19 protein-coding genes are annotated in these 20,080 nt (G+C 71.7%); 13 read left to right on the top strand and 6 right to left on the bottom strand.

Translation table 11 applies throughout. From position 1 onward, the window contains the following. Positions 1–24: 24 nt before the first annotated feature. The 3 genes from ABEA93_RS08380 to ABEA93_RS08390 all read left to right on the top strand — a co-directional run bounded on the left by ABEA93_RS08380 (position 25) and on the right by ABEA93_RS08390 (position 2,758). Positions 25–1,233, top strand: a complete 1,209-nt coding sequence (locus tag ABEA93_RS08380) for an acyl-CoA dehydrogenase family protein (RefSeq protein WP_345674702.1) — start codon at positions 25–27, stop codon at positions 1,231–1,233. After that, positions 1,230–2,378 (top strand): acyl-CoA dehydrogenase family protein, encoded by a 1,149-nt coding sequence (locus ABEA93_RS08385; protein WP_345674703.1) that lies wholly within the window; start codon positions 1,230–1,232, stop codon positions 2,376–2,378. Before ABEA93_RS08380 ends, ABEA93_RS08385 begins: the two co-directional genes overlap by 4 nt. Before the next feature lie 113 nt (positions 2,379–2,491). After that, positions 2,492–2,758, top strand: coding sequence for a hypothetical protein (locus ABEA93_RS08390; protein ID WP_345674704.1), 267 nt, complete (start codon positions 2,492–2,494; stop codon positions 2,756–2,758). Positions 2,759–2,763: 5 nt separating this feature from the next. Here the strand turns inward: ABEA93_RS08390 and ABEA93_RS08395 are convergent, their stop codons facing one another. From ABEA93_RS08395 to ABEA93_RS08415, 5 genes are all read right to left on the bottom strand, one after another. Further along, positions 2,764–2,916 carry a hypothetical protein gene (locus ABEA93_RS08395; protein ID WP_345674705.1) on the bottom strand — a complete coding sequence of 51 codons (153 nt, stop codon included), beginning with the start codon at positions 2,914–2,916 and terminating at the stop codon, positions 2,764–2,766. 115 nt (positions 2,917–3,031) lie between these two features. Further along, positions 3,032–4,438 (bottom strand): ATP-binding cassette domain-containing protein, encoded by a 1,407-nt coding sequence (locus ABEA93_RS08400; protein ID WP_345674706.1) that lies wholly within the window; start codon positions 4,436–4,438, stop codon positions 3,032–3,034. Next, a complete protein-coding gene (locus ABEA93_RS08405) occupies positions 4,435–5,178 on the bottom strand; it encodes an ABC transporter ATP-binding protein (RefSeq protein ID WP_345674707.1) in 744 nt (247 codons plus the stop codon). Before ABEA93_RS08405 ends, ABEA93_RS08400 begins: the two co-directional genes overlap by 4 nt. Beyond that, a complete protein-coding gene (locus ABEA93_RS08410; RefSeq protein WP_345674708.1) occupies positions 5,168–7,366 on the bottom strand; it encodes a branched-chain amino acid ABC transporter permease in 2,199 nt (732 codons plus the stop codon). Before ABEA93_RS08410 ends, ABEA93_RS08405 begins: the two co-directional genes overlap by 11 nt. 42 nt (positions 7,367–7,408) lie before the next feature. Beyond that, complete coding sequence (locus ABEA93_RS08415; protein WP_345674709.1) at positions 7,409–8,827, bottom strand: ABC transporter substrate-binding protein; 1,419 nt, start codon at positions 8,825–8,827, stop codon at positions 7,409–7,411. A gap of 515 nt (positions 8,828–9,342) precedes the next feature. On the opposite strand from ABEA93_RS08415, the gene ABEA93_RS08420 reads away from it, so the two are divergent. The 5 genes from ABEA93_RS08420 to ABEA93_RS08440 all read left to right on the top strand — a co-directional run bounded on the left by ABEA93_RS08420 (position 9,343) and on the right by ABEA93_RS08440 (position 13,633). Then, on the top strand, positions 9,343–9,996 hold the full coding sequence (locus ABEA93_RS08420; RefSeq protein ID WP_345674710.1) for a spermidine synthase family protein: 654 nt from the start codon (positions 9,343–9,345) through the stop codon (positions 9,994–9,996). Between the two features lie 241 nt (positions 9,997–10,237). Then, positions 10,238–10,687 carry a nuclear transport factor 2 family protein gene (locus ABEA93_RS08425; RefSeq protein ID WP_345674711.1) on the top strand — a complete coding sequence of 150 codons (450 nt, stop codon included), beginning with the start codon at positions 10,238–10,240 and terminating at the stop codon, positions 10,685–10,687. Positions 10,688–10,729: 42 nt separating this feature from the next. Next, positions 10,730–12,304 (top strand): MFS transporter, encoded by a 1,575-nt coding sequence (locus ABEA93_RS08430; RefSeq protein WP_345674712.1) that lies wholly within the window; start codon positions 10,730–10,732, stop codon positions 12,302–12,304. Positions 12,305–12,380: 76 nt separating this feature from the next. Beyond that, a complete protein-coding gene (locus tag ABEA93_RS08435; RefSeq protein WP_345674714.1) occupies positions 12,381–12,920 on the top strand; it encodes a hypothetical protein in 540 nt (179 codons plus the stop codon). An 8-nt stretch (positions 12,921–12,928) separates the two neighbouring features. Beyond that, positions 12,929–13,633 carry a Mut7-C RNAse domain-containing protein gene (locus ABEA93_RS08440; RefSeq protein ID WP_345674715.1) on the top strand — a complete coding sequence of 235 codons (705 nt, stop codon included), beginning with the start codon at positions 12,929–12,931 and terminating at the stop codon, positions 13,631–13,633. A gap of 94 nt (positions 13,634–13,727) precedes the next feature. On the opposite strand, the gene ABEA93_RS08445 is transcribed toward ABEA93_RS08440, so the two are convergent. Beyond that, positions 13,728–14,960 (bottom strand): PP2C family protein-serine/threonine phosphatase, encoded by a 1,233-nt coding sequence (locus ABEA93_RS08445; RefSeq protein WP_345674716.1) that lies wholly within the window; start codon positions 14,958–14,960, stop codon positions 13,728–13,730. Between the two features lie 187 nt (positions 14,961–15,147). Between ABEA93_RS08445 and ABEA93_RS08450 the strand changes: the two genes are divergently transcribed. The 5 genes from ABEA93_RS08450 to ABEA93_RS08470 all read left to right on the top strand — a co-directional run bounded on the left by ABEA93_RS08450 (position 15,148) and on the right by ABEA93_RS08470 (position 19,956). Beyond that, positions 15,148–15,660 (top strand): hypothetical protein, encoded by a 513-nt coding sequence (locus ABEA93_RS08450; RefSeq protein ID WP_345674717.1) that lies wholly within the window; start codon positions 15,148–15,150, stop codon positions 15,658–15,660. 219 nt (positions 15,661–15,879) lie between these two features. Beyond that, positions 15,880–16,986, top strand: a complete 1,107-nt coding sequence (locus ABEA93_RS08455) for an NUDIX domain-containing protein (protein WP_345674718.1) — start codon at positions 15,880–15,882, stop codon at positions 16,984–16,986. Positions 16,987–17,151: 165 nt separating this feature from the next. After that, positions 17,152–17,337 (top strand): hypothetical protein, encoded by a 186-nt coding sequence (locus ABEA93_RS08460; protein WP_345674719.1) that lies wholly within the window; start codon positions 17,152–17,154, stop codon positions 17,335–17,337. Positions 17,338–17,776: 439 nt separating this feature from the next. Next, positions 17,777–18,091 (top strand): MTH1187 family thiamine-binding protein, encoded by a 315-nt coding sequence (locus ABEA93_RS08465; RefSeq protein WP_345674720.1) that lies wholly within the window; start codon positions 17,777–17,779, stop codon positions 18,089–18,091. A gap of 512 nt (positions 18,092–18,603) precedes the next feature. Further along, positions 18,604–19,956 (top strand): phosphotransferase, encoded by a 1,353-nt coding sequence (locus ABEA93_RS08470; protein WP_345674721.1) that lies wholly within the window; start codon positions 18,604–18,606, stop codon positions 19,954–19,956. The last annotated feature ends 124 nt before the right edge of the window (positions 19,957–20,080 follow it).

Genomic DNA, 20,080 nt, shown 5'->3' on the forward strand with positions numbered 1-20,080 from the left:
CGGACAGCACCGGTCGAAGACCGGATGAGGAGGCACGCCGCCTTGGCCGACGTCACCGCGGAGCAGATCCGCGATCGCGTGCGCGAATTGGCCGCCGCGCACGATCCCGCCACGACCGACCCGGTCGCGTTCCTGGGCCATCGTTTCGACGCGGGTCTCGCCTGGGTGCATTTCCCGGAGGGCTGCGGCGGGCTGGGCGCGTCGCGGGCGCTGCAGGAAGTGGTGGAGCGCGAACTGGCCGCGGCGGGTGCCGTGCCGGCGAACCCGTTCCGCAACCCGATCGGTCTGGGCATGGGCGCGCCGACGGTCGCGGTGCACGGGACGGACGAGCACCGGGCCCGCCTGCTGCGGCCGCTGTGGACGGGCGAGGAGGTGTGGTGCCAGTTGTTCTCCGAGCCGGGTGCCGGATCCGACCTGGCCGGTCTGGCGACGCGCGCGGTGCGGGAAGGCGACGACTGGGTGGTCAACGGGCAGAAGGTGTGGACGTCGTTCGCGCACAAGGCGCGTTGGGCGATGCTCCTCGCCCGGACGGACCCGGATCTGCCCAAACACCAGGGGCTGACGTACTTCTTCCTGGACATGACGCTGCCCGGGGTGGAGGTGCGGCCGCTGCGTCAGGCGACCGGGCAGGCCGAGTTCAACGAGGTCTTCCTGACCGACGTGCGGATTCCGGACAGCATGCGCGCGGACGAGGTCGGCAAGGGCTGGGCGGTCTCCAACACCACGCTGATGAACGAGCGCGTCGCGATCGGCGGCGCCGCGGCGCCGCGCGAGGGCGGCCCGGTCAAGCCGGTCGCCGCGCTGTGGCGGGACAGGCCCGAGGTGCGGACGCCGGGCCTGCACGACCGCGTGGTCGGCGCGTGGGTCGAGGCGGAGGTGGCGCGGCTGGCGAACGAGCGGATCCGCCAGCAGCTCGCCGCGGGGCGGCCGGGCCCGGAGGGGTCGGCGGCGAAGATCGCGTTCGCGAAGATCAACCAGGACACCACCCGGCTGTGGCTGGAACTCGCCGGTGAGGACGGCCTGGCGTACGACGACTGGACGATGCGCCGGGTCGACCTCGGCGGCTCGGACGGCGGCCGCGGACCCGGCTACTACTACCTCCGTGCCAAGGGCAATTCGATCGAAGGCGGCACGTCCGAGATCCTGCGCGGCGTCATCGCCGACCGCGTCCTGGAACTCCCGCGCGAGCCGCGCACCGACACCAAGCTGCCGTGGAAGGAGATCCCCCGGTGACGTCCCCGGCACCCGAAATCCCGTCGCTGCTCTACGCGGACATCGAAGAAGACCTGCGCGCCACGCTGCGCGGCCTGCTGGCCGACCGGTGCGCGTGGCAGGACGTCCTGGCCCGGGTCGACACCGGCGAACCGTACGACGAGGCGCTGTGGAAGGCCGTCGCGGAAGACCTCGGCCTCGCCGGGCTGCTGGTGCCCGAAGCGTTCGGCGGCGCCGGCGCGACGGCGCGTGAAGCCGCGGTGGCGCTGGAGGAGCTGGGGCGTTCGGTCGCGCCGATTCCGTTCCTGGCCAGTGCGATTCTGGCCACCACGGCACTGACGGCGTGCGGCGCGTCGGACGCCCGGGACGCCGCGCTAGGCCGTCTCGCGGCCGGAACCGCCGTGGGCACGTTGGCCGTTCCGGCGACGATGTGGCCGACGGCCGACTTCCCGCTGTCGGTCACCGGCGCGCCCGGCGACGGCGGGCTCCTGCTGACCGGCGCGGTCACCTCGGTCCTCGCCGCGGACCGGGCAGACCTGCTGGTCGTCCCGGCGGTCGTGGACGGCGCCCCGCAGTTGGCTCTCGTCGACGGCACCGCTCCGGGCCTGACCCGCACCCGCACGACCACCCTGGACGCGACGCGCCCGGTCGGCACGCTCACCCTCGACGGCGTCCCGGCCGTCGTGATCGCCGACGCCGGCACCGCCCCCGCGGCCCTGCGGGCGGCGCTCACGGCCGGTGCCGCGCTGCTCGCCTCCGAGCAACTCGGCGTCGCGGAACGCGCGTTGGAGGAAGCCATCGGCTATCTGCGCACGCGCCACCAGTTCGGCCGCCCGATCGGCTCCTACCAGGCCCTGCGGCACCGCGCCGCCGACCTGTGGTCGGACATCGCGGCGTCCCGCGCCACCGCCCGCTACGCGGCGGCGGCGCTGGCCGACGGCTCCCCCGACACCCCCGTCGCCGCGGCGCTCGCGCAGTCCTACTGCGCGGACGTGGCGGTGCACGCGGCCGAGGACTGCGTCCAGCTGCACGGCGGCATCGGGTTCACGTGGGAACACCCGGCGCATCTGTACGTCAAACGCGCCATGAGCAGCGCGCTGCTCCTCGGCACGGCCGACCGCCACCGGGCGGCGCTGGCGGAGCTGGTGAACCTGCCGCCGGCCTGACCCCGCGGGCGCACGTCGCGTGCCGGTCGGGCTCCCCACCCGACCGGCACGCCGCGCGGTGGCGGCTCCCCCCGGTTCCGCGTCATCTCCGCCGAGCCGGGTAACCGACGGGTATGGGGATCATCGCGCACCGGCGCGTACGCCATCACGGGATGGAGCCGAACGACGCCGTCACGGACCTGCCGCTGCGCAGGGTCATGTCGTGGTGGGCGTTGGCGCTGTCGATCGCGGGCGTGGCCTGGTGCGCGTTCGCGGCCGCGACGTTCCCGACCGAACGCGGGCTGTGGATCTTCGCCGCGATCGTGCTGGTCCTCACCGCGGTCGTCGCGGTGGTCGACCTGTTGGTGATCCGCTACCGCATGCGACGGCACGAATACTGACGTGTTCACGCCAGCATGCGGATGACCATCACCACCGCGTACGCCAGCACGGCGAACAACGCGATCAGCACGCCGACGAGCAGCCACGGCATCGTCCCGCGCCCGGGCGCGGACGGGGAGGAGCCTTCGGCGGTGTCGGCGGCGGGGTTCTCGGTCACGGCGGGGACCCTCCGGAGTGCGCGGCGGAAACGGCATAACGGCTCGACCCGCCCAGCCTGGCACTGGGCGGGTCGGCCGTGCATCGGTCCTCAGGAGGAGCCGCGCGGCGGGCTCTCAGGAGGAGGGCGGCGTGTTCTGCTGGATGGCCGCCTGCTGGACGGCGATGAGCCGGGCCAGCCAGAACCGCAGGAACGTGGACAGCGAGTAGCGGATGAACAGCGCCATGCCCGCGATGGAGATGGTGATGCCCAGCGACGCCGCCACGATCGCGTCGAACTGCGTCAGGTACAGGGTGGTGGTGTGGGACATGATGTACGCGCCCACGCCGGTGCCGATGCCCGCCACCATCAACACCACGCCCAGCCACATGAGTTGGGTGTCCGCGGTGGTGTTCGGCGGCTTGATGCGCAGGCCGCCGACGTCCATGGCGAGCGCCTCGGTGCGGTCCCCCTGCGGAGGCATGGGCGGCGCGGGGGGCTGTACGGGGAGGGGGGTGCCCGCCGGAACGGTCGGCGGAACACCGGCGGTGTTCGTGCTCATGGGTTCACCTCGTGTGTCGCCGTCGGTGTCGGGCGTTCCGCCGTCCGCGGGCGCGGCGGCGGGCTCGTCGGTCGGGGCCGGGTCCGCGACGGAGTCGGACTCCGTGGCGAACGCGGGGACGGGCGGGGGCGGTATGGACTTCACGAGCGGGTCCTCGGCGGGGGAATCGGCCGGCGGTACCGCCGGGAGGATGGCGGTGAACGCGGTCGCGTCGCTTTCCTCGGGCTCGTCGGGTTCTCCCCCGCCGCCCAGGTAGGCGCTGTGCAGTCCGGCGGCGATCTCGTGCGGCGTGCCCACCGCGGTGATACGGCCGCCGGTCATGACCGCCGCGAGGTCGGCGACGCCGAGCGCGGTCTGCGCGAACTGCTCGACGAGCAGCACGGTCACGCCGCTGTCGGCGATCTGCGCGACGATCTCGAAGAGCTGCTCGACGACGAGCGGGGCGAGCCCCATGGACAGTTCGTCGACGAGCAGCACCGCCGGGTCGGTGGCGATCGCCCGGGCCATGGCGAGCATTTGCTGCTCGCCGCCGGACATCGTGCCGGCGGCCTGGCGGCGGCGCTCCTTGAGGCGCGGGAAGATCGGGAAGACCCGCTCTTCGATCCGCGCCTTGGACACGCCGCGGTAGGACGCCATCCACAGGTTCTCGGCGACCGTGAGGTTCGGGAACACCCCGCGGCCTTCGGGAACGCTGCACAGGCCGAGCCGGGCCAGGTCGACGGGTGACGCGCCGGTGACCCGGCGGCCGGCCAGCCAGATGTCGCCGCCGGTCGGCGGGTGCATGCCGGACGCGACCTTGAGCATCGTGGTCTTGCCGGCGCCGTTCGGTCCGAGGACCGCGACGACCTTCCCGGCCGGGACCGCGAGGTCGACGCCGTGCAGCACCTCGACCTGCTCGTATGCGGCCTTGATGCCGCGCAGTTCGAGGACGGGCGGCGGCTCGGGCGCGAGCGGGACCGGGAGTTCGAGTGTCAGCGTCATGCGGACTCCACCAGTTCCTCGTCGGCTTCGCCGAGGTACGCGGCACGTACCGCCGGGTCGGCCTGGATTTCCTGGCAGGTGCCCTGCGCGAGCTTCTTCCCGAAGTCCAGGACGTGCAGTTCGTCGCAGACCGACATGACCAGGTCCATGTCGTGCTCGACGAGCAGGACCGCGACGCCTTCCGTGGCGACTTCGCGCAGCACCCGGGAGAACTCGACGGTTTCCGCCTCGTCCTGCCCGGAGGCCGGCTCGTCGAGCAGGAGGATGCGCGGCCGGCACGCGAGCGCGCGGGCGAGTTCGACCATGCGGCCCTGCCCGGTGGGCAGTTGGTCGGCCCGCACCTCGGCGATGTGGCCGAGGTTGAGGCGTTCGACGAGCTGGCCGGTCGCCGCCCCCGCGCGTTCCGCGGACGGGTGGCGGCGCCGGTACTGCGCCGCGGCCACGTGGATGTTCTCCCGCACGGTCAGCGACCCGAACAGTTCGAGGCGCTGGAACGTGCGGGCCATGCCGCGGCGGGCCCGCCGGTAGGGCGGGAGCTTGCTGATGTCGCGGCCGTCCAGCATCACCTTGCCGCGGTGCGGGGCCTGGAGGCCGGTGATGACGTTGAACATCGTGGTCTTGCCCGCGCCGTTGGGCCCGATGAGCCCGGTGATCTGCCCGTTGAGCGCGCGCAGCGACACGTTGTCGAGCGCGGTGTGCCCGCCGAACTTCACGGTCACGTCGGTGACCTCAAGCCCCATGGCGGCCTCCTGCGAGTGCGGTGACGGGCGGGAGGCCCAGCGTGCGGTCCAGGGCCTCGATGTCGGCCGGGGTGAACGGCTGGGACACGCCCAGCTTTTCCGGCACCGCGGTCATGCCTTCCGGCAGGTCGTTCGCTCCCGTGAGGGTCTTCCCGGCCTTGCGGCTGTCGATGCCGCGCGAGACCGACGAGATGAGCGCGACGGCGATGAACATGCCGATGACCATCGACCAGTTGCCTATGATGTCCGCTTCCCGCAGGAGGAACACCACGACCACGCCGGCGATACCGGTCCCCATGACCGCCGGGTGCTTGAGTGCCGGGTCCCACTTGGGCCGGATCTGCGCGGCGATGAACCCGTTCGGGTTGCGGCCGAGCGCGATGCCGTTGAGTCCGATGAGGATCGTGGTCAGCTGCGCGTAGTCCGGGAACAGGTTGGTCATCAGCGGGGTGCCCAGGAGAATTCCGCCGAAGAGCGCGGCGCCCGGCGAGGTCAGGCCGGCGATGACCATCGACATGAGGATGGACAGGCCGGTGAAGAACTCGAAGTTGGTCGAGCTGACCGAGCGGACCGCGCCGCCGTAGATGCCGCCGCCGATCCCGGCGATGGCCGCCGAGGTGGCGAACACCGACAGGGTCGTCAGCTTGTGGTTCATGCCCAGCGTGGCGCATGCCGCGGGGCTGTCCTTGAGCGCGAGCAGGCGCTTGCCGAACTCGCCGCGGCGGATGGCCACGACCACGAGGCTGACCAGGGCGAAGCACACCGCGCCGAACACGAAGTACGCGCGGTCGCTGTTGATGTCGACCCACGGGAGGTCGAACCGCTTGATCGGCAGCGTGCCGCTCTTGAACACCTGGTAGGTGTGGCCGCCCCAGTTCCACTTCGGCAGTTGGAAGATCCACCGGTCGAGCGCGACCGCGAAGGCCGCGGTCCCCAGCGCCAGGTAGATACCCGACAGCCGCAGCGCCGGCAGCGCGATGATCGCCCCGATGACCGCGCAGATCATGGCCGCCCAGAGCAAGGCGATCGGCTCGCCGCCGTCACCGAGGTGCGCCACGGTGATGGCGCCGATGCCCGCGAAGCTGAGCTGGCACAGGGACAGTTGGCCGGAGTAGCCGATGAGCGGGATCATCGACAGGGCGATGATGCCGAGCCCCCACATCTTGGTGCTGCTGAAGAGGTCGGTCGGGCTCAGCGTCCGCGACGCGACGAACGCGCCGAACACCACGGCGGCCGCGAACATGAGCCCGCCGGGCCAGGTCGGCTTGCGGGAGAACTCGCGGGTGCGCGAGGAGCTGTGCCCGCGCAGCTGGGTCTGCGGCATGAGCAGCAGCGCCACGAACAGGACGGCGACCGGCACCGTCGGGGTGAAGCCCGACAGGTAGGGATAGCCCTCCTTCCACTTCGGGATGTAGTTGGTGGCGTAGGCGCCCGCGACGCCGATGAGCATGGCTCCGAGGAACGTCATCGGCAGGCTCTTCAGCCGGCCGATCACGGCGGCCGCGTACGCGTTGACGATCAGCAGCGTCAGCGGCAGCGGGCTCAGCGACAGCTTCGGTGCGACGAGGATGCCGGCCAGGGCCGCCAGGCTCGTGCCGATGGCCCACGCCAGCATGCCGGCGATCTCCGGTCGTGCGCCGTTGAGTTGGGCGAGCGACCGGTCGTCGACGGTGGCGCGCATGGCGACGCCGATGCGGGTGCGCGTGAGCAGGACCCACAGGCCGACCGCGACGGCGAGCGCCACGGCGAGCGTGGTGATGTCGCTGTACGGGACGTTGACGCCGCCGACCTCGAGCACCTTGCCGCGGAAGAACGGCTGCGCGGTGCGGTTGACATTGGGGTCCCAGATCCACAGGACCGACGCCACCAGAGACAGCAGGATCGCCACGGTCACCATCAGTTTGGTGGCCGCCGATGTCCCTTCCAGGCGCCGCATGATCACCAGGTGCAGCAGCACGCCGAACAGCGGCGCGAAGACCAGCAGGCAGGCCACGAGGGCGAGCCAGATCGGCCAGTGCCAGCCGTAGTGCATCTGCCAGTACAGGAACGCCGCGAACATGCCGGTGGCGCCGTGGGCGAAGTTGAAGATGCCCGTGGTGGTGTACGTGAGGGTCAGGCCCCCGGCGGTGATCGCGTAGATCCCGCCGGTGGCCAGCCCGATGATCGTGAAGGTGATGAACTCTTGCACGCGCCCTCCCAGGCCGGGTCCGGCGTGGCCGGACCGCTCGGATCAGGTGTAGGCCTGGTCGAGCTTGACGACGTTGTCCGGGGAGCAGTTGAAGATGGTGTCGGTGTTGGGCTTGGTGACGTCCATGTCCACCGGGAAGCCCTTGTCCTTGTCCAGCTTCGTCATCGTGAAACAGCCGTTGGCGTGCATCTGGTCGAGCGGTCCCACGTCGTTCGGCGCGAACAGCCCGCCGCCGGTCCAGCCCGGGCGCTTCGCCTTGTCCAGGACGCATTCGACGGTGACGTCGGCGCCGCAGTCCTTGACCGAGGCGGCCCACAGCAGCCACGCGTTGAGGCCGGCGTAGTTGAAGTAGACCATGCGGCCGTTCTTGTTCTTCAGGTGGAACAGGTCGACGGCCTGCTGGGCGACGGGCTTCTGCGCGGCGTTCTCCTGCGGCCAGTACGTCGTGTAGACGTAGAAGTCCGGGACGTTGGCGTCCTTGGCGCTCTGCAGGTTGAAGTTGTTGTAGGCCGACTGGTCGGACAGGATCGCCTTGGGCGCCCACCCGGCGTTGTTCATCTCCTGCAGGAACGGCGTCGCGTTGACCGCGAACGTGCCGGCGCTGACCAGGATTTGCACGTCGGCGGCCTTGAGGGCCTCGACGACGGTGCGCCATTCCTGGCCGATCGGGGAGGCGAGCTGGGTCGTCACGACCGTGCCGCCGGCCTTGCCGACCGCGTCGGCGTAGCGCGACGCGACCGCGGACAGCGCGCCGAGGTTCTGGCCGATGATGCCGACCTTGCCCTTGGCGTCCGGGTACTTGTCGAACAGCGCCTTGTAGGGGCCGACCGGTCCCTCGTCGGCGGGGATGCCGCCGGGCTGCACCTGGAGCGGGGCCTGGATGGCCGCGGTGGTGACGACGTAGCCGGGAATCGCGCCGAGGTTGCAGCCCAGGCGCGGTTCGACCGTGACGTCGTCGATCGGGTTGCCGCCGCCGACGAGCATGAAGTCGCTCTGGCAGGCTTCGGTGATCTTGGTGGCGGCCTCCATGAGCATGCCGTCGCGCTTGTTCACCTTGATCTTGCGGCCGTTGATGCCGCCCGCGTCGTTGCACCACTTGGTGAACGCGTCGGACATGTCGAAGAACTCCTGGCCGAGGCCGGGCTGCATCTGGTTGCCCGGGTCGCCCATCGTGGTCACCGAGATCTCGCTGTCGGTGACGCCGCGCACGGGTGCGCCGGAGGCCGGCTTCTGGTCGGCGGGCTTGGGGCCGCACAGGCCCTTCAGGTCGCCGAAGTCCCCCGCGGGGACGGTGGTGCTCTTGGTGGGCCCCGGCACCGCCGGGCCGCCGCTGCCTCCTCCGATCCCGCCTTCGGCATTCCGGTCGTCCCCGGAACGACCGCATGCGGCGACGAACAGCAGCGGCACGACCATGCCGACCGCCCATCGCCGAACCCCACGCCTTACGGAAAGTGACGCCATCAGCTCTCCCGACACTCGTGTCCGCTGACCGGACGCAGAATGTCCTGGTCGGCTTCTTCGTGCAGTGGTGCAGGTGGTGCAGACCGTGCAAGTCGTGCAAGTCGTGCAGCTCGTGCAAGTGCTGTGGTGCGTTGTGGTGCATGTGCTGTGGTGCTCGCGCCGTGCCGTGGTGCCCCTGTGCCGTGCCGCGCGGCCGCGGTGAGGGCCGACCCGGTTGGTGCCCGCATGTGCTCACGTGCGAAAGCGCCGGCCCGGGATCCGGCCCGGCCGGCGCCCGCGGTGGCGGGGATTCGGTCGGTGGGTGGGTGCGGCGGAACGGTCCGGCGATGCCATCAGTTGATGGACCATAAATCAATGGCCGGGACACTAATCGCGACGTCATCAGGGTGCAAGAGCCGACACGTGCTCGAAAAGCGCCGGTCGGGTAACGGTCCGGGCATGATCCGGAAAAGGCCTCGGGAAAGGGCAACGACATGGTGGCTAAGCGAAATGTCGATCCGGCGACAGTTGCCGTCGTGGACCGCGTGACCACGGCGAACGGCGAGCTGGTACTCCGGCGCAGCGGCGGGCATTTCGAGATCGTGAGCAATGGCACGTTTCTGATGGACACCCGCGACGGCGCCTCGGAAAGGCTGTTGGTGGACGCCGCCGTGGACACCCTGACAAATCCGGCGCCGCGCACCGGACTTCGCGTTCTGGTCGGCGGACTCGGGGTGGGATTCTCGCTCGGCGCCGCCCTGGCGCGGCCGGAAGTCGGCGCGGTAGCGGTGGTGGAGCGCGAGGCGCCGGTGATCGCGTGGCAGCGGGGCCCGTTGGCGCCGTTCTCCGGGCACGCGCTCGACGATCCGCGGGTGGCGCTGGTGCACCGCGATCTCGTGGAGTGGGCGTTCGAGGACGGCGATGCGGGCGCCTACGACGCGCTGTGCCTGGACATCGACAACGGCCCGGACTGGACGGTGACCGAGTCCAATACGTCGCTCTACGGCGCCGCCGGGCTGCGCGCGCTGCGGGCGAAGCTCGCGCCCGGCGGCGTGCTCGCGGTGTGGAGCGCGGCCGCGAGCCCGGCGTTCGAGGCGCGGCTGGCCGAGGTGTTCGGCGACGTCGCGGTGCGGGAGGTTCCGGTGCGGGTCCCGCGCGGGGTGCCGGACGTGGTGTTCCTGGCGCGGTGACCGACGCGGCGCGCGCGGTGGCCGCCGCGGTGTCGGCGGCGGCACCCCGGATGGTTGGGCGTGGCGAACGACACCCTGCGTATTGCCTCCCGGTAACGCGTAGATTTCCCGACGTTTTCCCAGGTCAGAACCCTCGGCACGAAACCTGACGAACCGTCAAGGAAAACTTGTGTGAGTCCTCTATCCGTGTCAGCATGCGGTGACGGCTGGTGATACCGGGGGCAGGCGAGGGGACGGAACCATGGCGGATCATGCGGCGGACAAGCTGGCGCTGCGCGAGCTGGTCGAGACGTACGCGCACGGCGCCGACCGTCGCAAGCCCGAACTCGTGGCCGCCCAGTTCCACCCCGAAGGCCGCCTCGTCGTGCAGCGCGACCCGGGCGCCGAGCCCGCGGTCCGCACCGGCCGCGAGCAGATCGCCGCGGCCATGAAGGGCCTCGAACGGTACATCGCCACCCAGCATCTGGTGGCCAATCAGCTCGTCGCGTTCGACGGCGACCGGGCCGAGGGCGAGACGTACTGCACGGCGCACCACATCTACGAGGACGAGTCGGGGGTGCGCCGCGACCGCGTGATGGCGGTCCGCTACCTCGACGTGTACGTGCGCACCGACGAGGGCTGGCGGATCGAGACGCGGTCGCTGCACTGCGACTGGGTGCAGGATCTGCCGCTCTTCGTCGCGTCGTCCTGAACGCGTCCGAGCGGCCCGAGTGTCCCAGAAGCACGTGACCTGGTGAGTACTGACACGCCCTCCGCCGGCGCACCTGTCGACGCCGCCGGCAAAGCTCCGCGCCGCAACCCCACGCTGGTGCTCACCGCGCTGGCGTTCGCGGCCACGGCGATCGCCGTCATGCAGACGGTGGTCACGCCGATCCTGCCGCGGCTCCAGGACCGGCTGCACGTCTCCAGTTCGGCGATCTCGTGGACGCTGACCGGGAACCTGCTCGCGGCCGCCGTGGCGACCCCGCTGATCGGGCGCCTCGGCGATATGCGCGGCAAGAAGCGGTTCCTGCTCATCTCGCTCGGCGCGGTGGCGGCGGGTTCCGTGCTGGCGGCGGTGACCACGTCGTTCCCGATGCTCGTCGCCGGGCGCGTGCTGCAGGGCCTCGGCGGCGGTGTGGTGCCGCTGGCGCTGAGCGTGGTCCGCGACGAGTTCCCCCGGCACCGCACCGCGGGCAGCATCGCGATCATCGGCGCGACGATCAGTGTCGGCTCCACGTTCGGCTCGGTGCTCGCCGGGCTCATCGCCGACCGCTGGGACTACCACCTGTTGTTCTGGCTCTCGGCACTGGTCGCCGCGGTCTCGGTGGCGCTGGTCTGGCTGCTCGTCCCGGACACCGTGCGGCGGCGCAGCGAAGGGCACGTCGACATCCTGGGCGCGCTGGCGCTGTCCGGATGGCTGTCCGCGCTGCTGGTCGCCATCAGCCGGGGCAGCCGCGCCGGCTGGGGTTCGCCGATGGTGGTCGCGGGGTTCGTGGCGGCCGCGGTGCTGTTCGGGGTGTGGGCGTGGTGGTCGCTGCGCTGCGCCGACCCGCTGGTCGACCTGCGGGTCATGACGCGGCGTCCGGTCCTGCTCGCGGGCCTGTCCGGCATGCTCACCGGCATGGCGATGTACGGCTCCGGGCTGCTCTTCGCCCCGTTCCTGCAGGCCCCGGAATCGCGCGGCTACGGCTTCGGGACGACCGTGCTGGCCGCCTCCCTGTACATGCTGCCCGGTGCGCTCGGGAACCTGGCCGCGGCGCCCGTCGCGGGTCGCATGATCAACCGGTACGGGCCCAAGCCGGCGCTGGTGTGCGGGCCGCTGCTGAGCGCCGTGAGCTTCCTCGCGCTGCTGCCGCTGACCGCTCACATCTGGGCGTTCTCCGCGGTGTTCACGGTCTTCGGGTTCGGCCTGGGCCTGGCGTTCGCGGCGATGCCGGCGACGGTCAACGCCAACGTGCCGTCGGACATGACGGGTGTCGCGAACGGCATGAACGCCGTTCTGCGGACCATCGGCGGCGCGGTGGGCGTGGCGGTGCTGGGCGCGGTGCTCAGCGCGGTGACGGTGGCGTCGGGGGCGGGCGGCGGCGTGCCGAGCCTGACGGCCTACCGGATCTGCTTCGGGCTGCTGGCCGTCGCGTGTGTGATCGGCGCGGTGGTGGCGTTCGCGGTGCCGAGTTCGGGGTCGTCGGTGGCCGTCGAAGCGGTTCCCGTCGAGGGGGGCGGGGTGCCGGGGCCCGCAGCGTCGGCCGAGCCGGCCGAGCCGGTTGCGCGGTCGGGGCAGAGTCCGCCGGTGTCGCCGTCCCGGGGATCCGCACGCAATTCCTAGGCTGCTCGGGCGCGCGAGTCCGGTCGGGTGGCTCGCGCTCCCGGCGTGCCCGTCGACGATCGACTCCGGGTGCGCGGTGGCCTACGCTGACTTCGCCACGATCGGATTGGGCATCCGCCCCGACCCCGAGGTGAGGGCCACGTCCGTGAACGAAGTCCCACGCCCGCGCTCCGAGTCCGCCCGCCCCGCCGCGGGGGCGCTGCCCGCGTCGTCGCCGTTCGACTGCTGGGTGGGGATCCCGCGGCCGCTGCGCAAGCACCGCGAGCTGGTCGGCGCGGAACGCGCGTTCGCCCTCGCGGACTGGGTCGAGGACGTCGGCGCGATGAACCTGGCGAGTGAACTCCTGCGCACCCGCGAGGTCCTGGCCGACGTGCTGCGGCTGCTGCGGCAGTGCGGGGTGGATCCGGTGGCCGAGTTCGAGCGGGCCGCCGCGGCCGAACGGGCGGCCGTCGGCGCGCCGGAAAACCCCGGGACCGGGGCGCCCGGCGGTGACATGCTGGCGGCATGCCAGGAGCCGACATCCACGACCGTTCCACGCCCCGGTCCGACCCCGCCGGGTCCGCGGATTCCGCAGCCGCTGCCGGGTCCGCAAAGCCTGCCGGGTCCGCCGAGCTGACCCTCGTCATGGCGGACGACCTCGGCCTGTTCCTGCCGCCGAGGCTCCGCGAAGGCGGCGTGACCGCGACCGCCGCGGACGATTCCACGCTCGGCCACCTCGTGGAGTCCGCCGGGGTGCCGCTGCCCGAGGTCGGGCGGCTCGTGGTGGACGGCGCCGAGGCCGACGCGGCGTACCGGCCGCGCGGCGGCGAACGCGTCGAGGTGCACGCGGTCACCCGCCCGCAGGCGGTGCCCGAGCCGGAGCTGCGGTTCCTGCTCGACGTCCACCTCGGCACGCTCGCCCGGCGGATGCGGCTGCTCGGCATCGACACGGCCTACCACAACGACTGCGACGACCCGGTGCTCGTCGAACAGGCCAACGCCGAGCGGCGCGTCCTGCTCACCCAGGACCGCGGGCTGCTGCGCCGCCGCAACCTGTGGTTCGGCGCCTATGTGCGCGGCACCCGCCCCGACGCGCAACTCGACGACCTGCTGCGCCGCTTCGCCCCGCCGCTCGCCCCGTGGACGCTCTGCACGGCGTGCAACGGGCCGCTGCGGCCGGTCCCGAAGGAGTCGGTGGCCGACGAGGTCGAGCCGGGCACGCTGGCGTCCGTCGACAGCTTCGCGCGGTGCGGGTCGTGCGACCGGGTGTACTGGCACGGGTCGCACGGCGGGCATCTCGACGAGATCGTGGCGAAGGCGCGGCAGACCGTGGAGGCGGTGCGGGGTTGAGCGCGCGGGGCTGAGCGGGTGCGGCCGGCCGTGCGGGGCCGAGTCCGCCGAGGCGGTGGGGACGGCGCGGGTGTGACGGGTCCGGAGGCGGCTTTCAGCCCGCCTCCGACGGCTTCCGCGCCAGCCCCACCATCAGCGCGTCGTCGGTCATCGGCCGTCTCCCCGCGAACCGCAGCAGGTCCTCCCCCAGCCGTTCCACGGCCACCGCCGGTTCCGCCGGCGCCCGGCCGCCGACCAGCGCGTCGATCCGCTCCGCCACCGGGTACGCCATGCCGGACTCGTTCCGGGCGTCCGGCACCCCGTCGGTCACCAGCAGCAGCAAGTCGCCTTCGCGGAACGGCTCGCCCCACGACCGCGGCGCCACCGTGTCCAGATCGCCCAGCCCCAGCGGCACGCCCGGCTCGGGCGGGTCCAGAACCCGGGCCCGCCCGTCCGCCGTCACCAGCACCGGCTGCTCGTGGCCGCGGTGCACGAAGATCACGTGGTCGGAGCGGACCTCCACCAGCAGCGCGGTGACGAACCGCTCCGCCGGGGCGTTCCGCTGCAACGAGGCCTCGATACGCCGGGCGATGTCCACGAGATCGACTTCGTCGTAGGCCGCCTCGCGGAACGCGCCGATCGTGATCGCCGCGGTCCGCACCGCGCCGAGGCCCTTGCCGAGCACGTCGCCGATCAGGATCCGCGGCCCGTAGGGCGTGTCCAGCGCCAGATAGAGGTCCCCGCCCAGCTCCGCCTCGTCCGCGACCGCGAAGTACCGCACCGCGAAGCGCAGACCCCCGTACTCGGCCGGCGGCGGCATCAGGATCGCGCGCTGCGCCGCGGTGGCGACCTTGGTGACCGCGACCAGCTCGCGCTCGCGCCGGATACGCACCGCGGACAGGTACATGCTGAGCGCGGTCGCCAGCACATACATCCATGTGCTCACTTGGAACAGCTGGTCGAACTCGGACGCGAGGTAGCCGTCGTGGTGCGCCAGCAGGTACCGCAGCGGCAACGACGCACACCCGATCGCCAGCACCGCCAGCGGCGGCGCGGTCGCGCAGGCGAGCGTCGGCGCGAGCAGCAGGAACGGGTAGAACACCGTGTCCGGCACACTCAGGTCGAGAACGGCGACCACGACCATGATCGTCACCGGCAGGGCGACCTGCCGGGCGAGCAGGCGCCGGCGGGCCCCGGGGGTTCCGTCGGTCGCGAGGAAGTCCATCCGCGGGGCGAGCAGCCGGGACTTCAGCCGCTCGGCGACGCGCAGCACCGGCCGGAAGACCTTCCGGAGACCGCGGCCGGCGACGGCCGCCCGCGTGGAGTCGGGCGACGCGTACCGTGCCATGCCCGCCCTCCTACGCCGCAGATTCGTTCCATGATCGCCGCAAATGCCCCGGTACGCCCCGTCGAGTGTCGCCGTTTTACGCCGTCCGGGGCTGGCGACCACCCACGACCGGTCCGATAATCACGCCGGATGCAGGCCGCCCGCGGCCCGCGGGACCGGCCTACGACACCGGCAGACGGGGGCGTACGTGACCGTCATCGCAGGCAAGATCGTCGACGACCGGATCCTCATCGCGGCCGATTCCCAGGTGACCTGGGGGCAGGCCAAGACCGAAGGCACCAAGCTGTACAAGATCGGCGAGGCGCTGGTGTTCGGCGGCTCGGGGCATTTGCGCGACGTCAACCTCATGCGGCTGTTCCTCGACACCCACACACCCGCTTCGTCCGACGAGCGCGACGTCTTGGAGTTCTACGCCGAGTACGTCGAATGGGCGAAACGCAAGATGAGCGGCTTCGAAGCCCACTCGTCGTTCCTGTTCGCCTTCGACGGCAAGCTGTTCGAGATCGACTCGGACTTCGACGTCACCTACGCCGACTCCACCGCCATCGGCTCCGGCTGGGAGTACGCCCGGGCCGCACTCCACCTCGGCCACTCCCCCAGCGAGGCCGTGCAGGTGGCGTGCGACCTGACGATCTTCTGCGCGCCACCGGTGACGGAGTTCAGCATCGCCAGGCCCCAGGGCAGCGCGACGCCGAGCTGACCGCAGAACCCGAGCGCCCGCTGCGCTCCCTGCGCTGTCGGCTGTCGGCTGTCGGCTGTCGGCTGTCGGCTGTCGGCTGTCGGCACGGGTTCGCCCGTTCGGCTGTGGACAACCGCCTGCACGCGGCGGTTGTCCACAGACCGCGGGCAACGCAATGGTGGCCCGACCCGGCATTCGGCAGACTGTCACCACCGCATCACGCAACGAAACGGGGGAGTCATGACCGAGCCGACCTACCACCGCAGCGCTGTCGACGTGCACATCCTCTTCGTCGACGGCGGTCGGGTCCTGCTGCTGCGCCGATCCGCCGACACGGCCTACGCGCCCGGGCTGTGGGCGCTGCCCGCAGGCCACGTCGACGCCGGCGAGGACGTCGTGGCCGCGGCGATACGCGAGGCACGCGAGGAAACCGGCATCGACCTCCCGCGCGAGCGGCTGCGCTGCGAACTCGTCATGCAGCACCGCGGCCCCGCCGGCGATCCGCGCACCGGCTGGTTCTTCCGCGTCCTCGGCTGGTCCGGCAAGCCGGAGAACACCGAGCCGCACAAGCACGACGCGCTGATGTGGGCCGAGCTGGACGACCTCGACGCGGTCGACGGGCTCGTCGCGTACGAACGCGCCGCGCTCGACGCGATCGCGGCGGGCGTGCCGTACGCGCTGCATTTCCAGCCGCCCACCGACTCCGTCGCGCACTCCCCCGCTGCCCCGTCCGCACTCACCCCGATCCCGTCCGTCGACCACGCCCACGTGCCGTTGCGCCGGCAGCACCGGGTCCGCGAGTGGGTCCGCGCCGGCGCGCCGTGGACCTGGCATGCGGACACGCCGGTGCCCGACGGGCTGCCCGTCCGCCAGTCCTGGGGCTGGCTGTTCGCCCCGGACGGCCGCGTGCTGGTCCTCGTCGGCAGGCGCGGCACGCTGAACATGCCCGGCGGCACCGTCGAACCCGACGACGCCGACCCCCTGGCAACGCTGACCCGCGAAGCCGTCGAGGAGGCCGGGGCCACCCTGGGCGCGACGGCCTACCTCGGCTACCTGCTCGACAGCGAGGGCGTCGTGTACGACGGCACCCCCACGGCCCGGGTCCGCACCGCCGCACGCCTGGTCTCCCTCGCCCCGGAGTCGGTAGACCCGGCCACCGGCTACACCTGGCGCCGCATCCTGGCCCCGCCGCGCCTCGCCGCCACCCTGATGGGCGGCGGCGACGTCGCCCTCGCGGAAGCCCTGTCCGCGCAGCGCACGGCACACGAACGACTGGGCCTACCACTGGCGGAAGGCTGGGACGTCGACGAAGTCCCCGCGGGGGGCGTCGTGTTCGAAACTCCCTAGTCCGCCGACGACGGCCGCGGACGCGCGAACTGGCCACCGTCCGCGGCCCCGTGGTCGCGGGGCTTATCGTCGCGCCGACGGTGCCGACCGAGCAGGAGGGAAGACCATATGGCCGAGGGCGAACCGGTCAGGGGCTTGATCCCCGTGGATCCGAGGGTGCTTGAGGTGACCATGGCCGCAGCGGCGGCCCAGCAGGAGATGGTCAAGGTCGCGTTCCCCGGACTGCAGTACCGTGCCGACGGCATGACAGAGGCGGCCACCCGGCTGACCCGCGCCGGCCTCGAGGCGGACACCGGCGCGGCGGCAGCCCGGGCGGAGATGCGGGAGAAGGGGCGGGCGAAGGGGCTTTGAGGGGGCGGGGCAGGGCGGGGCTCGCCGGGCGGGGCCGACCGGGCGGGTGAGTTGGCCCTGGAGAAAGGGGCTCTGAGGCGGGTTGGGACGAGTCGGGGCCGACCGGACGGAGCTTGCTTGGCGCGGGAGGCGCGCTTCCGAAGCGGATCGAGGCGGGCCGGGCGGCGGCGCGGTCCGGGCGAAGCGGTCTGACGCGGGTCGGCGGGAGCATGACCCAGGAGAAGGGACTTTGGCACGCATCGGGGCGGGTCATGGCCGTCCCGGCAGGCGGCTTGGCCCGGGGCTCCACCCCAATCCGCCGCCGGTCCTCCACCGGACCTCGGCCCGGACATCTCCGGCAGGCCCGGCGTCCCCAACAGCCCCGGCGTCCCCGGCTACCCTGGCAGCCGCGGCGGCGTACCCCCACTCGCCGCGGCTCGCATCCCGGGAGGTCAAGCCCATGATCGTCGCCTTTTCCGTCACCCCGCTCGGGATCGGCGAGGACGTCGGCGAAGCCGTCGCCGAGGCGGTCCGCGTGGTCCGGGCCAGCGGCCTGCCGAACGAGACGAACGCGATGTTCACCTCGATCGAAGGCGAGTGGGACGAGGTCATGGCGGTCGTCAAGGACGCCGTCGACGCCGTCAAGGCCCGCACCGGCCGCGTCAGCATCACCCTCAAAGCCGACATCCGCGACGGCGTCACGAACGGTCTGACCAGCAAAGTCGCCTCGGTCGAGCGCTACTTGGGCACGCACCCGAACCCGTCGGAGAGCTGACGGGCAGCAGCGCCCCCTCTCGATGGATCCTGCCGGTGAATCCGCCCCGCGGAAGCCCGGCCCTCACCACCCGCAGCACCCGCACCGGCCGGTCGACCGAGTTCCGCATGCGGCGCGCTCCGGACCAAGGTCGGCACGCCCTGGCGGCCGAGCCGAATGCCCGTGCCGCAGTCGGGCCGCCACCCGGGGAGCCCGAGCCACGCGAATCCGTGCGTCCGGGAGCGCGCCGGGTGGGATGTGGCAGCGATCGGCGAGGACGCGAGCACGTTCGTGCCCGTGGTCGCAGCCTCGGCACCGGCGAACCCCTCGGGAACACGCCTGCTTCATTGCACGGTTCGGCGTTGGTGTCCGACGGTCGGCTGCGCCCCCGTCCCTTGTGGGCCTTGGTTGCGCATTTGCCGCAGCAGCCGGGGAGGCATTCGACCATCGGGGGCGGAGACCCGGCAGCCAGATCACGCAGAGCGCAAGGGGCTGCGACCAGATTGCCGCGTTGCCCGTCGTACTGTTCACCCGTGCGGACCACAATGTTCACCGCAGAAGAGGCCCGGCACCTGTATGTGGAGCGCGACCGTATCGGGCATCGGATGAGCGCGGGAGCACAGAGCGCCGTCTTTCGCTTCGAGACGCTCGAAGGCCCGGTCTACCTCCGCGAGGAGCACAAGCCTTGGGACCCCTTCCGCAGCCCGGCCGAACGGCGGATCAAACCGCGGGTCTGGCGCCCCGCGGACATCCTGGCGACCGTGGGTCCGCAGACGCGCCATGTCCCACCGCTGCTCCATGACGGCGGATCCTGGATGATCGTCGCCGGGGTACCTGACGCCGAAGCCCAGCCGCTACGGGCGCAGCACCGCCCGGAATGGCTGATCCGCGATATGCCGGACATCGTCATGGGCGACTTCGGGAACATCGAACGCGGCCCGCTGCTCCCACTACCGCCATCCGCCGGCCCTGACCGCAACAGCTCGGCCTACATGCACCGCCAGATCGCCCACCACACGATGCGCAGCCGTCTGCTGGGGCCGGCGTCGCCGTACCGGGTCTGGTACGAGAAAATGCGTTTCGACCGGAACTCCCTCTCGTTCGCCCGCTACGTACGACCTTGGCAGCCGACGCCTTTCGGTCTGGTGCACAACGACCTTCATCCGGAGAACATCCTGCGCCCCGGCGGCGCCGCTCCGGAAAGTCGGCACACCTACGTCATCGACCTCGACCTGGCGGGCTGGGGACCGCTTACCCGCTCGCTGGCCCAGCACTGCGCCGAGTTCGACTACACGCCAGGTCAGTTGGACGAGATCAAACACCGTGCCGCCCTCATCCGCCCAGACGCCGCCCCATCTCTTGAAGAGGACTTCACTCACTACCGCAATTACGAGTTGGAGCTCAAGGCCACGGCCGCCCCGATGCGTGTCGAGCAACGAATCACCGCGCTGCTTAAGCTTCCCGAAGGGCAGCGGGAGGAGCACATCTGGTCTTGTGCCGAGGAACTCACCCGGCTTGTGAACCCGGCCCGGGTACATGTGTGGGGCCAAGAGCCGGCCGAGGTGTCGGACACAGTACGCAACCTCGTCGAGTTCATCGATATGACCCCAGGCATTCCCCGGGGTCGCACCAAGACCCCCGTCAACACGCGGGAGTACCAAGCCGGTCTCCGACGACTGGCCGTGCCACGGATCACCCGTACAGAACAGCCTATGCCGCCTGCGATGGCAGCTACTTCGGGGCTCGGCAATGTCCAACACCACCGCTACACGCGTCCGCCCGCCCCTGGCGCCAGAGCCTCACACGACGCCGCCACACGGACCGTCCCCACTCCGGGCGCGGACCTGCACTCGACGATCGAAGCGGAAAAAGCGCGCGGCAAATGACGGGGCACGTCCGCTGCGCGGATGCGAAGCGGTACGTCATTTCGGCATGCCAGGCCGACCCGTCTGGCCGCCCTCACATGCGGTCGGGTACGAAGCACTGCGCGACGACCGAGTCGATCGCCGT

It is taken from the genome of Yinghuangia aomiensis (genome assembly GCF_039542225.1).
Taxonomy (GTDB): Bacteria; Actinomycetota; Actinomycetes; order Streptomycetales; family Streptomycetaceae; genus Yinghuangia; species Yinghuangia aomiensis.

Coding starts and splice junctions, on each gene's coding strand:
- ABEA93_RS08390 (WP_345674704.1), top strand. CDS start 2,492: ATGGGGATCATCGCGCACCGGCGCGTACGCCATCACGGGATGGAGCCG.
- ABEA93_RS08440 (WP_345674715.1), top strand. CDS start 12,929: ATGGCGGACGACCTCGGCCTGTTCCTGCCGCCGAGGCTCCGCGAAGGC.
- ABEA93_RS08425 (WP_345674711.1), top strand. CDS start 10,238: ATGGCGGATCATGCGGCGGACAAGCTGGCGCTGCGCGAGCTGGTCGAG.
- ABEA93_RS08400 (WP_345674706.1), bottom strand. CDS start 4,438: ATGACGCTGACACTCGAACTCCCGGTCCCGCTCGCGCCCGAGCCGCCG.
- ABEA93_RS08380 (WP_345674702.1), top strand. CDS start 25: ATGAGGAGGCACGCCGCCTTGGCCGACGTCACCGCGGAGCAGATCCGC.
- ABEA93_RS08405 (WP_345674707.1), bottom strand. CDS start 5,178: ATGGGGCTTGAGGTCACCGACGTGACCGTGAAGTTCGGCGGGCACACC.
- ABEA93_RS08445 (WP_345674716.1), bottom strand. CDS start 14,960: ATGGCACGGTACGCGTCGCCCGACTCCACGCGGGCGGCCGTCGCCGGC.
- ABEA93_RS08465 (WP_345674720.1), top strand. CDS start 17,777: ATGATCGTCGCCTTTTCCGTCACCCCGCTCGGGATCGGCGAGGACGTC.
- ABEA93_RS08415 (WP_345674709.1), bottom strand. CDS start 8,827: ATGGCGTCACTTTCCGTAAGGCGTGGGGTTCGGCGATGGGCGGTCGGC.
- ABEA93_RS08455 (WP_345674718.1), top strand. CDS start 15,880: ATGACCGAGCCGACCTACCACCGCAGCGCTGTCGACGTGCACATCCTC.